The sequence below is a fragment of the Bdellovibrionota bacterium genome (genome assembly GCA_040386775.1).
GTDB lineage: Bacteria > Bdellovibrionota > Bdellovibrionia > Bdellovibrionales > JAEYZS01 > JAEYZS01.
Genome location: JAZKEU010000016.1, coordinates 81,685 through 94,420 on the forward strand (window position 1 = coordinate 81,685; position 12,736 = coordinate 94,420).

Annotated in this window: 13 protein-coding genes; 8 read left to right on the plus strand and 5 right to left on the minus strand. The window is 36.3% G+C overall.

The features are described 5' to 3' along the window. Positions 1-116 precede the first annotated feature (116 nt). From V4596_09790 to V4596_09805, 4 genes are all read right to left on the minus strand, one after another. A complete protein-coding gene (locus V4596_09790) occupies positions 117-314 on the minus strand; it encodes a hypothetical protein (protein ID MES2769424.1) in 198 nt (65 codons plus the stop codon). A 298-nt stretch (positions 315-612) separates the two neighbouring features. Beyond that, positions 613-879, minus strand: a complete 267-nt coding sequence (locus V4596_09795; protein ID MES2769425.1) for a hypothetical protein — start codon at positions 877-879, stop codon at positions 613-615. Between the two features lie 19 nt (positions 880-898). Next, positions 899-1,219, minus strand: a complete 321-nt coding sequence (locus V4596_09800) for a hypothetical protein (protein ID MES2769426.1) — start codon at positions 1,217-1,219, stop codon at positions 899-901. Next, positions 1,210-1,878, minus strand: a complete 669-nt coding sequence (locus V4596_09805) for a hypothetical protein (GenBank protein ID MES2769427.1) — start codon at positions 1,876-1,878, stop codon at positions 1,210-1,212. Before V4596_09805 ends, V4596_09800 begins: the two co-directional genes overlap by 10 nt. A gap of 423 nt (positions 1,879-2,301) precedes the next feature. Between V4596_09805 and V4596_09810 the strand changes: the two genes are divergently transcribed. From V4596_09810 to V4596_09840, 7 genes are all read left to right on the plus strand, one after another. Continuing rightward, entirely contained in the window at positions 2,302-2,532 is a 231-nt protein-coding gene (locus V4596_09810; GenBank protein ID MES2769428.1) for a hypothetical protein, read from the plus strand. A gap of 40 nt (positions 2,533-2,572) precedes the next feature. Then, the gene (locus V4596_09815) at positions 2,573-4,012 is read left to right on the plus strand and encodes an ABC transporter substrate-binding protein (protein ID MES2769429.1); all 1,440 of its coding nucleotides are present in this window, start codon (positions 2,573-2,575) and stop codon (positions 4,010-4,012) included. After that, positions 4,005-4,934 carry a hypothetical protein gene (locus V4596_09820; protein ID MES2769430.1) on the plus strand — a complete coding sequence of 310 codons (930 nt, stop codon included), beginning with the start codon at positions 4,005-4,007 and terminating at the stop codon, positions 4,932-4,934. The genes V4596_09815 and V4596_09820 overlap by 8 nt, the downstream gene beginning before the upstream one ends. 106 nt (positions 4,935-5,040) lie before the next feature. Next, positions 5,041-6,264 (plus strand): HAMP domain-containing sensor histidine kinase, encoded by a 1,224-nt coding sequence (locus V4596_09825; GenBank protein MES2769431.1) that lies wholly within the window; start codon positions 5,041-5,043, stop codon positions 6,262-6,264. A 168-nt stretch (positions 6,265-6,432) separates the two neighbouring features. Beyond that, entirely contained in the window at positions 6,433-7,110 is a 678-nt protein-coding gene (locus tag V4596_09830; GenBank protein ID MES2769432.1) for a hypothetical protein, read from the plus strand. A gap of 183 nt (positions 7,111-7,293) precedes the next feature. Next, positions 7,294-8,661 (plus strand): hypothetical protein, encoded by a 1,368-nt coding sequence (locus tag V4596_09835; protein MES2769433.1) that lies wholly within the window; start codon positions 7,294-7,296, stop codon positions 8,659-8,661. A 10-nt stretch (positions 8,662-8,671) separates the two neighbouring features. Continuing rightward, positions 8,672-9,520: a hypothetical protein gene (locus V4596_09840; GenBank protein ID MES2769434.1), complete on the plus strand. Its 849-nt coding sequence runs from the start codon at positions 8,672-8,674 to the stop codon at positions 9,518-9,520. 11 nt (positions 9,521-9,531) lie between these two features. On the opposite strand, the gene V4596_09845 is transcribed toward V4596_09840, so the two are convergent. Further along, a complete protein-coding gene (locus V4596_09845) occupies positions 9,532-11,535 on the minus strand; it encodes a pilus assembly protein TadG-related protein (protein MES2769435.1) in 2,004 nt (667 codons plus the stop codon). 202 nt (positions 11,536-11,737) lie between these two features. Here V4596_09845 and V4596_09850 point away from each other — a divergent pair, with 202 nt between their 5' ends. After that, entirely contained in the window at positions 11,738-12,724 is a 987-nt protein-coding gene (locus V4596_09850) for a hypothetical protein (protein MES2769436.1), read from the plus strand. Positions 12,725-12,736 lie beyond the last annotated feature (12 nt).

A 12,736-nucleotide genomic window follows, 5' to 3' on the forward strand; every position in this document is an offset into this window, starting at 1 on the left:
TCATAAGTTTCATTATATACTTTATCGGTATTTATGTCCATTATATTGAACATAGTTAAATTATTGATTTTGATTGATATTTTTAATAAAACTAATTTTTATAGAACAAGTTTATGTCAAATAATATTTAATCGCCTCATAAATAATTTTTTTTCTTCCAATAAACAAAAATGAGATTTCTTAAGGCCCTTTTTAAGAAGATCATAATCTTTTGTTATATATAAAGGATCTTTTAAACCATCATGAAAAAATAATTTTAATTGTATCGCTCTTATTCTTTTTAAATTTTCTAACGCAAATATTCTCCCGTTCATTTGGCTTCCATTAGTTATCCAAGAAGTTTTTGAATCAAGCTTAACCTTGAGAATTTTCTAGAGAAAAAATAAAGAGGTATCATTCTCTTCTATAAAATAATGAAATCTGATTCGGTTTTGATTTGGAAATCATTTTTTCTAATTAAATCTTTTAATTCAAATCGTATATTGTCAAACTTTGGACAGGATACTAGATGTGCCCGTCGAATAGAGTGCCTTTTATACATTAAATCTATCGCCATATGGCAGCCAAAAGAGTGTGCCACTATAGTCTCAACTTTAAAAGAATATTTTTTTTCTAGAAGAGAAATAAATTTAAAAATTTTTTCTGACTAGATTTATAATTTAAAATAATTTTTGAATCGACTTTGTAATGATTGGGTAAATCCATTAAAACAACGTTTTTTGATGTTGCTTTAAAAATATTGCGAGATAGATCTATTAGATAATCCGAACTAAGTCCCGGGCCTCCGGGAATAATCAAAATACAATTTTGAGTGGCTTTAGAATTATTTTTCCAAATTCTAGGTCTAATTAAATTTTTTGAATCGTAAATTGATTGCATTGTTAATTTTCTTTACTAATTAAATATAATTTTTATTGAACCTTTTGGCGGCAAACAAGAAAACCATTCCGCAAAACGCACCTCTAATAATTAATTCTGTGGTAATTGATACTTTGCTGAAAACAAAGCCCACTGCAAACTCCCCTAAAGCAATTACCAATAGCATTAAAATGTTTCTTGCGCTCACTACGCCCGCAATAAATTCAGGAGGAGTATTCTTTTGAATTTCTGCTGTGATTAAATGAAAAATACTCCAATAACTAAAATATAAAAGAAAAATACCTACCAGCAAAACGTTTGATCCCACTTGAGTTGATATAAAAGCAAACGCTAGTGCCATGCCCAGCCAATGCAGGTAATTGTACTTTTGAAAAAAACAGTATTTTTAAAAGCACCAGAAAGCCAAACGCATAGACCGTAAATTGCGTAGAAATACGGAATCTTATTGTGATCTGCTCCAACAATTCTAACTGTTAGCATATTTAATCCCGTTACGGATAAAGCCAACAAAAGATCATAGATTTCTGAAGCTTTGGTATATTTAAATAAATAAGTAAATTTTTTGAGAAAGTTTTCTTCGCTTTTCTTAAAAGAACCATCATCTGCAATAAAGAGTAGTAAGATTCCTCCGATTAAAAAGCTAAACATGTCGATGAATATGACTTCTCGAAAACTAAAATTGTTAAGTAAATAAATACTAAGAATAGATGCAATTAAAAAAGAGCCATGAGTAACCTTATTAAGCCAGGCCGCTGTATTTATATTCGATTGCAAACTTTCATTGGAAAATAATTTTGTTAACTTTCCTCTTGGCCCGTTTTGAATAGCAATCAAACTTGCACGCAACGATGAAAAAATAATAAAATACCAAAATAACTCTGGTCCCTTTTTCCATAGAACCAAGATAACATACGAAAGAGTTGCGCATACAATCTCAGTTATAATCAGAAGTTTTTTTGATGAATACCTATCGCCCATATCTCCCCAAAAAACTGGCAAGCAACTGTCGAGAGTCTAGTAAATCCTATGACTAAACTCATATCTAGAATCGGATAGTTATTTTTCATCATGAAACCAATTAAACAAATTTGAAATATCAAGCTCCCAACCGAGCTAAAAAATGTAGATAAATAAAAAAGAGAAATGGCCAAGCTGCCCCCATTATTGTAGAGATTGTTCTTTCGTTGTTTAAAAGTTTTGAAACTCAAACAGAATATCTTGGTATCATAATGCCCTTAATAAGCCCTTATAAACAAATTTTATATAAATATTTCAAATTCGAAAAATGATATTTTTGGCAAAAATCATCGTATTGGATTTGAGCAAAAATTAAAACTTAAAAGCTCTTTTGATTGATTGGCCTCTTTATTGCTATGTTGGCTATATGGAAATTTAACATTGACCAAAGGGAGACAAATGAACGTGAAAAAATTATTAAAAATAACATTGGGGTTTTTGTTTTTTGCAACGAGCTTTAAATCAATACCCGTAAAAGCTGAGCAACCAAAAGATGAAACAAAATATAAACCGCATATGGCAAAAAACAAAATCACGAGCTTAGACAACCTTAAGAAGAATGTGAAGTGCGGGAACTTTAATCAATATTGTGATAATAATCCAATTTTTCAAGGCAATGATCATTCTTCTCATTAACCTACTACTTATTCTTAATGTAACTATTGCTGGAGCAAAAATGGATAAAATCAATTTTTTTCTTGGGTATACAGGCAAGCCACCCTATGACGAAAACGCTCCAGCAGAAGTTTTATCTACGTTTCAACAGGCGGTTTTAGGCTTATTAGTTGATTACGACGAAGATCTTAAGCTCAAGCCATCCCTGTTGGAAAGCTGGTACTGGGATTTCAAATCCTCAAAATACATTCTTACATTAAAAGATAACATTTATTTTCATAATGGAAGGAGAGCAACAAGTGCAGATTTAGAATATTCTTTAATTCGCGGGTTTTTTTCTAAAAATAAATCTTTTTATCAAATTTACCTTAATAATATTGTAGGTGTTGACAAGGTTAAACCTACTGACAAATTTGAATCTGGTATTATCGAGGGTATAAAAATTGAATCCGACAGAAGTGTTAGCGTTAAAATAACAAATTTCAACCCAACTTGGATTTATGTCTTAACTAGACCATATTTTTCTTTAGTCCCTCGCGAGGCACTCCAAAGCAATAACTTGCTTTGGAAAGATCTTCCCGTAGGCGCAGGTCCGTATAAAATTAAGACGCCTTATGCAAATGGCTCTATTGAAATTGAAAAAATCGATAAAAATGTCAACGGCCCTTCACATGTTATTCTTCATACCGAATATAATGAAAAAATTAAATACGATCTCAGCCTTAAAGAACTACCAGATAGAAATACATATGAAGTATTACAATCAAAATATCCATTGGTGATCTGGGGCATATTTTTTAATAATGTTAATGATCTTGGTAGTAATAAGGATTTTAAAAAAGCAGTAATGTATGCAATTGATAGGACAGAAATTATCGCCGGAGATAGTTCTGCAAAGCCTGCGTATGAGCCTTTAACATCTCTAATCTGGGGCCGCAACAATACTAAATATAATCCAGATCTCAAAAAATCATTATCTTATATTGAAAAAATAAAAAATTATCCAAAGAACGAAAAAATAAAAATTCCCGTGTTTAGCGGGACTAAAATCACTGAATCAAGACAAAAGAAGCTAGACATAATTTCTAAACAATTAAAAATGATTGGGTTAAATGTAGAATTTTTTGCAACTTCTGAAAAATTTATTTCTAGAGATGTTGCCAAATCTAGTCCTTTTATTATTTCTGGTAGAGTCGCCAATATGTTGGATCCCTTGTTAATGTTTGCTTCTTACCGTAAAAATTCACCCTACGAGTTTGAAAGTCCAAAAGATGACTCAGCGTTTGAAAATTTATATACACACGCTTTAAATACTAAGGATGAAAAGCCTAGATTAAAAGCGATTCAAAATTTATCGAAACACGTTACAGACGAAGCAATTATGATTCCTATGTTAGAAATTAAATCTGAATTTTTCTATCAAGAAAAATCCATTAAATCTATCGGAAATCAATTTAAAGCTCAAACTTTAGATCTTTCGAAAGTTATATTGAATGACTAAATTCGATGGAAAATATTTATTAGGTGATAATGGTGTTGCAGCTACTAGAGAAATTAGCTCAACATTATTGCAAAGTTTTTTAAAAAATGCTGAAACAGCTTTAAATAAGAAATTTGCAAAATACCGCCCGTGGATGAGTTGTCCAAACGCATATTCTTACTTCTCTCAGTACTCCAAGGATTTGGAATTTGGTGAAGCAGGACATATACATTCTTTAGAAACAGCTAAAATTCTTAGTGAAGCTTTTTATGAAAGCGAAGAGCTGCCTTTTGGCCTAGTACACAAGATTAAAACCCACTTTAAAATTGATACAAAACAAGATTCTCTACACAAATTTAAAAATATAGTAGATGCCTCTTTAAAATTTCTTAATTTATCAGAGTTATTCAAATTGAGACTCGATTTTTTAGCATTGGAATTCATATCCTTGTTCCAACATACAGATAAAGTAAGAATTGATGGCGTCGGCAGAAGCGTACATTGGTATATAGGTGGTATATTTGTAGGATTACCTCAGAAACCAAAATTCTACGCGGAGGAGCTTGCAATCAATATTGCGCATGAGATTGGTCATCAAAGCTTTATGGTTTATCAAAATGCAGATAGAATTATTAACTCCGATTTTAATGAACTTATCTACTCCCCAATACGCAAAGTACCACGCCCTGCGATTCTAAGCTTTCACGCAGTTGTTGCATTAGCATTTATGTGTGAATTCATGTTAAATATTATTCAAAACCAGGCGCTGCGAATAGAACAAAATAATTACTTTTTAAATCGCTTAAAAGAATCTTTATTTGATTTTAAATTGGGCATAAATGCCATCAACAACCTTGAATACACAGATTTTGGTAATGAATTACTAACAGAATTAAAACTATTTGCTGATTACACAGAGAAATTTTATGCCACAGTCTCTTAATATTTTTTTCATTAAAAGTATTCAAAAAATTCATCGTCCTTTAATCCTAATAAGTACTTTTATATTTTTTATTGTTTATATATCGAGTTATGTATCAATTAAAAATATGCAATATCTAAGTTATTTTAATATTTTAAAGAGTAACTTTATACATTTGGTTGAGATGGGAGATATTTACCAACTTGAAAGAGAAATTTACTCTTTGCGAGAAGGTGCGGGCTTAGCTAAAGTTCAGATTATTATTAATGACGATCACTCAATTGCTAGTAGCGACCCTCGGCTCTCATTTGATGTGCCTGATAAAAAAATATATTATTCAAAATATGACTTGTATTTTATTTTTCCAAAAAAATTCCATTTAAAAACAAAAAATAATACATCAATTATTTTTTCTATTTATGACACCATCAGCATTGGTAATATTCTTTTTCTTATATTGTTGTTCTCCTCTCCAATAATTATCTTGTTTAAATACGGATCTAAAAAATATTCATATATCGTCAAAGATATTATCGATTCGGTTAAAAATATATCTATCTCGGACATTTCGACAAATAAAAAAAGCTTGTTAAAATTTTCGGAAATTATAGATCTAGATGAAAGATTAAATTTTTACTTTAAAGAAAATACTGATCGAATAAACGAACTTCATGCTCTTAAATTAAATTTAGAAGATTTAAAATTTAAAGCACGACTTGCTGATTTATCAACTACTGTCGCTCATGATATTAGGGCTCCTGTTTTTGCATTACAAGCTTGCCTGTCTCATATTGAGGATGGCTCCAAGGTAAAAAATTTAATAGCACGGGCCACTCAAAGAATTCAGGACATCGCAGATAATTTACTTTCTGATTATAAAAAACAAATTGCTGTACAGCAAAACGAATTCATCTCTTTAAACTTACCCTTATTTGAACTTCTCGAAGAGAAAATAATATCTAACCCGTCTATTAAATTTAATATGGATATAAAAGAAAGTATATTTATTATATCAAGTGAGCGAGTCAATTTTGAAAGAGTAATTTCAAATATTTTGCAAAATTCAATCGAAGCCGTTGAACATTCGCACGGAATAATTAATATTTCTTGTACAGAAAATAAGTTGATAGTTTCCGACAATGGTAAGGGTATTAGCGCTGAAAACCTTCAAAAAATATTTTCTAAAGGCTTCACCTTTGGTAAACAAAATGGAACCGGAATTGGGCTTAGCAGTACCAAAGAAGTTATTACGAAAATGGGTGGGGATGTTTCAATTCATTCAGTATTAGGTGTGGGTACAGCCGTAACTATAGCTTTACCCACAGTCGCAGCATCTCACAAATCTTGTTAAAATCAGCGCAATTTATCTTAAAATGAAAACACCTTATACAGAGGCGAGCGAAAAGTGTCACAAGGGACCAAAATCACTTAAATAATCGGTAAACCTTTCACCTAGATAAGTTACATATTACTTAAGCCCCTTATTTATGGCATAAGACTTGTACTAGGTAGAATCGATATGAAAAAACTATTTATTATTTTTACTTTATTATTGCAGTCTTCACTTGGGTTAGCTCAAGACTATTCTAATTTTTTAATTGTTCAAAACCCTCCTAAAAATAACTTTGAGAATAACCTGTTAATTGCAAAGAATATGGCCTTAAAATCCATAGATAACTTTATGTCAAATCCAATAAGTGAATATGATAGCAATAGCGAAGTAAAAGAAACGTTAGATAAGATGTTGGAGGGTTTACATGAAGCAGCCTTAGCTGTTGCGAACCCGACCAGAGGCATTTCTAAATCTTGTATCAAAAATGTTATGTATATTCCTTTTCTTCCTGCATTTCAAAATTCAGTTAGAGTTTGTAATTCATCCGAAAAACTAGATTTAAATCAGTTATACCAAAGCATTATCCATGAATCCTTTCATATATCCGAAGGAAAAAGGAAAATCCCTTATGATCCCTCTAGAGAAGGACTTATTAGAAGTGAAGGTCTTGGAACTGTGTATGAGTTTTCAATTATGAATACTCTACATAGATGCATATATTTAGATTCACCTTACTATCCCGATGATGGTGACAAAAAATCAGAATACCATGATGTAAAATCATTTATAATTTCGGAATACGAAACAAAAAAACCAAAAATATGCCCAGGATATAAAAATAAACAAAATATCGTGGATCTATAATAATCAATTTATATTTAAATATTTCTTAAATAGCTAATAAAGGTTGTTGTATCAAGCTGAAGCAACAATCCCGCAACAATTGCTCTTGAAACCAGCTAAAATCGCTATATCTTGATACAAAATCCTTAAATAAAACAGTCTTAAGTCCGATAAGTTTCTTAACTCTAGCTAAGGGGCTTAAGAATGCATACCTCAGCCTTAAAATTTTTATTTGTTGTATTTGTGACTTTATCTTTCAATGCAGCCAATGCTATTGAAACTGTATGTATACGTGATGAATCTGGGAAAGTTGTTAGCTGTAATAATATTCAATTTAATCAAAATCAAATCGATGATTACGATCTCTGCATAAGAGGCGGTGCCTCTCAAGGTCTAACTGCTAGTGACTGCTTTACAGCTGTAACAAGTCCTGAAGTGGCCGGTGAAGAAGAAGGGAGAGGAAGAGCTGGTCCTGGGGGCGCAAGAGCAAGCGCCAGTGAGGACACCCAAGTACAATGCGAAGACGCCCTCAAAAAAACCAAAAAACAATGCACCGGAGCCGAGTGGTCACAATACAGTGCCGCCGCAATTCAAACCGCGACGACAGTGATGTCTTTGATAAATGCCGGCAAAACAAAAGACGCGTGCGAAGCTGCACAAAAACTAAATGGGTTTGGCGCTCTATCCAACGCAGCTGTTTCTGCTTATTGCTACAAGGCGATTAGCTCTTGTAAAAAAACTTGTGATCCTAAGAAAGACAACCCTGAAGCGGCAGGACAATGTGATGCTTTCAATGAGCACGCAGGCCTCGCAGGCAAGCAAGCCGTTGAAAACGCAACTGCCTACGCAGGTTCCGCAGCGTGTGCAAACGCTGCCGCCGGAAAGTGCATCGGGCAAGAAGCTTATAACGATGAAGAGTGTACGCAATTCTGTATGAAGCCTGGTAGACAGGAACATCCGAAGTGTAAGCTCGCGCTCAACAACTGCAGTAACGCTGCCTACGCTGCTCAAAACGTTCAATACTGTACATGTTTAAGTAATCCACTTTCTCCAAGCTGTCGCGCAAATGCGGGAACTCCCGTTCCAGGATCTGGTAATCCAAGTGGGCTGAATTTAGATGATGATGGAATTGGTGGAGCTGATTACGATTTCAATGGTGTCGATGCTCAAGGTAAAGCCGCAAATACAAATTCAGGTGATGGTGGCGGCGGCGGATTTAACGCTGGTGGTGGCGGAAGTTCTGCTTTCGGTGACAGTGGTGGCGGTGGTTCCGGTGATGAACCTCTCAATAAAGAAATTTTAACAGGTACCGGTGGTGCTGCCGGAGCTGGTGGTGGATTTTTTGGTGGTGGCGGATACGGCGAAGGCAACAGCGCTAAAGGTGGCAGCAAAAGCGGCGAAGACAAAGGCATCGACCTCAGCGCTTTCTTGCCAGGTGGAAAACAAGATCCAACAAGAAATCCTGCAAGTGCCGGATATGGTGATCCTACAATTACAAAAGCCAATGGACTTACAAATTGGCAAAAAGTAACTCGCAAACTGAATGAAAAACGTCCTGAACTAATGCCATAAGGATAATAAAATGAAAAAAATCATTTCAATCTTCGTTCTTACAATCTTCGTTAGTTCGCAATCGTACGCGGGTAATGAAAATATCACGAATGCGGCGGCCACTGCAGCAACTGGAGCCCTGGCGGCTCAAACCATTTCCAATACTACTGTCGGAACAACATGGGTAAAAAAATGTACGAGTGCTTGGCCCTACTGTGCAATGGCAGCTCTGGCTTTTGCGCAAGCAGCGATGTCCCTTAAGGGTGCTAAGGATGCAAAAAAAACCAAAGATGCCTCTGAGTGCGTTGGCGCTTATTGCGGCGGTGGCGATGGTGGAAATCTGAACGGCGGAGGAACTCTTCCTAATACGAATGTTGGAACTTTACCAGGTAATACTGATGATGCACTTTTTGGAAATCTTCAAAATACCATCAATGGAAACTTAGAAAATTTGGCCAACCAAGGTTACACTTACGATGCCAACACCAACTCGGTGAACACACCCAACGGAAGTGTTTCATCATCCTCACTAGGTAGCGATGCCGGATTAAAAAGTTTAGGCTTATCCGATGCAGAAATTAGAGACGCAAGAGCCCTTGCTGCAGATGCTTTAAAAGAAGCTTCCAAGTATGCAGACATGGGTGGTGACTTCGGCGGTGGTGGCGGAAGAAAAACCAAAGCAGGCCCAGGTTACGGGAGCGATGACAAAGCCTTCGATATGAATAAATATCTCGCGGGCCTTATGAACAAAGGCGACGCTCGCGGTGTTGCGGGCTTAGAAAAAAAATACGGATCAGATCAAATTGGTGTTGCTCAAGATAATATTTTTAATATGATTCACAGACGTTACGAAGCAAAAAAACCAAGCCTCAATCCTTAAGTTAATCTCTTCTAAAAATTTGCTGGCGGAGGATTCGAAAGACTCCCCACCACTCCGGCTCCTCCCAATGGCAATTTCTCTGACTTTAAATATTCTTCAGAAACAATTTTTACCGAATAGCCCACTCTTCCCCCGCGTGCGCACATTCCGGGTACAGGAACAGATGGTGGGCTATCAAAACAATTTCCAAAAGATTCTTTGGGAAAATCATAAGAAAATGCACCCGATGGTGCCCATGCCGTCAAAAGATGTTTTGGTTCTTTAATCATCCAGAAATTCATGGTGGGATTTTTTGAAGCAAGTGATCTTGAAATTTCCATTTGCTTAGCTACGTTCACAATCGTCGCAATATTGTAACTACCGATATCTAAGGGAGCAGTCTCTTCATTAAAATAATTTCCCGTTATTCCTTTTTTTGTATAGTTACCAAAGGCATTCACTTCCACCGAATAATAAGTAGCATCAAAAAGATCTGGCGCAATCGCGGCCACTTCTATTTCTCGGATCCATGGAGCTTTGTATCCAAGGCTAGGAATAGATTTATTAATTTCCCCATTTGTGGAATCTGTCTCTGATGCCATGGCTAGTCCATCTTCGTTTGCGGGAGTTCCGCTATAAAAAACTGGATTTAAATAATCACCACTCTTAACCACGGAGGTAATCGATTCTTTAAAGAGAGCAAGAGCGGCCTTGGACACTAAGCCAAGAGGGTCTCCCGGAAATCTTGAATAGTTCGGTATTCCCAACTCCAGCACGCCTGAGGAGGATTGCTCCGGAAGCCCCGTATTGGGATCCAAAGGCAGAGGCGCAAGATTATCTACCTTTTGATTTCCAGAAGAAGAATTTTTTCCTTTGGGCCAAGTTGTATAATACCAAGGACCGATTCTTCCGCCGAAGGGTTTTGCAAAGGCTTTTGCCCTCAATACGATGGGGTCACCAAAAGGTAAATAAGGTTTTCTCGGTTTTGTTTCTGCATAGACACCCACGTAGGCCATCATCCATGGATTTTTCTCGAATCCAAAAATAGAATGATAATCATCTGTAATTTGTTGAGGTTCGTTTCTAAAAAAATCATCGACATCATCTTTACCCAAATCATGCACAGGTCGATTTTCTTGATCTCGACCCGTGATGGGCTTCGCTTCACCTCGACAGACCTTGCCTTTACCATCAAGATCTGTATAATAAATCAATGGATAAATCGGTACTTCATTGAGCCAATCCTGACTCTTGCCTGTAGTTCCTAATGAGTTGAAAAATCGAAATTGATCTTCAGATTCATTCAAAGATTTTAAATTTGCCCTCGTCAAATTGTATTTCAAAACTTTAAGCGTTCCGCCCCTTACGCTGTTCTTTTTAATATCTCGAAATTCATAAGGATTTTCAGACATAGATCTCGCATATTCTCTAATGATGCGCTTGGAGCTTGCGACTTGATTTCTATATGCTTTTATCCATCTGATTGCCAATTCAAAGTTCACTGGCCCCGTTGCCGCACAGTCTGCCTTAGCAATGTCTTTAAGCCTTTTAACTGCGGCACCTATGCCAAAATTGGCAGGGAAGAATGGGTTAACAGTGGGGACACTAGGAAGTTCTGGAATTACAGTTTTGCTGTTATAACATAAATTTTGAATGCTACCCCAGATACCATGATTCACGCAGACAGTCGGTCGCCATTTGGATTTTATTAAGCCGTTTCCATTGGAAACTCCGCCATCAAATGCGGACACATCTTGAAATAAATTTCCTGTATCCAATTGCATCGGATGCTCTTTGTATCCTAAATCCCCGAGAACTCGAATTCTCCAGGCCAAAAGTTTCCACGCTTGTCTGATTTGATAATTCTGATGGGCAATGGCGTTGAGCATTTCGGCCTGGCGTTGGGCTGCATAATAAGCTGCGATATCCACCGAGTTTTGCAGATTGATTTTATCATGAACGATCAAACCCACGTTGACGATCATGGCAAAGAAAACAAATAGCACTTGGAAAATCAGCGCAATAAAAATTGCCATCTGCCCCCGTTCAGATTTTAGGGGCGATACTGGTCCTTGATGTCGTATATGTAAGCGTGTCCGGAGCATTCAAAAATTATGACGTATCCGCTCTCATTTTGCGATACGTGCTAGACTAATAATCGACTAGACTTAGGACCAAGAGGCGTAGCCATTTTCTGGTGAGACTATTACAATAGTAACTTACAAGGAGTTCCACGCTATGAAATCTGCTATCGCATTAATTTTTCTTTTCCTACTTTCGAATAATACCTTTGCCCAAGAGTTTACCGTCGAAAAGCCTGCAAGAGTATTTTCTCATCCACTCGGGGCCTCTCCCGCGGATCAATTGATTGTTACAACACTTACAGACGATGAAAATAGGATTGCTATGCAAGAAGAAGAACGCTCTGAAGATTTATTTGAGCTAGAAGAGCAGATCGCCTCACTTAAATCTACGAACGCTGAAACTCTCGAAAGAATTAACAGATTAAAAGAAGAAAGAAGAATCTACAGAAAAAAAGACGGCTGTATAAATACTCTGGGTTTTGACACAAAAGAAATCTGTGCAGGACCATTCAGTGGAGACACTCCAGCTCTCAAGGAAAATTACAATAGAGCAAGACAAGCCAATGCAGAGTTGGCCAGCGCCAAAGCCGCGAGTGACGCCCTTGAAAGAAGAATTAGAGAGCTTGATAAAAAAGCGAAACCTTTTAGAAAAAAGAAAGAAGAGCTAGCAAGAAGACAAGCAGAAGAAGAGGCGAGACTTAAACGCGCCATAGACAAAAGAGCCCAGCAAGAAGCGGCAGACAGAGCGGCAGAAATTAAGAAAGAAGAAGATCTAAGAAGAGGCCAAGAGCTTCTTAGCGAAAGACATGAAAGAAGACACGCGACAGAAATCTCGGATTTACGTTCTAAAATCAAAAGAAGTGATGTTCAGTCTGCAATGACAGATTTAAAACTCCAACAAAGCCAAATGGCCGAAGCCATTCGCATCATCGAAGATGAATACGATAGATCTTTAATGGGCGCTTATATGCAAAGAAAGTTTGTGGCGCTTCTAGAGTCGGATATTCTTTGTAAAAAGACAGCTGAATGCCAATCTGGAAAGAAAACAAAAGTTTCTAACGAAGAAATACTGAAATTGTTCCCGAATGCACCAGCAACTCCAAAAACCTCATCCTCGAGCGGAGCTTCTGGAAATAAATAATCCGAAATAACT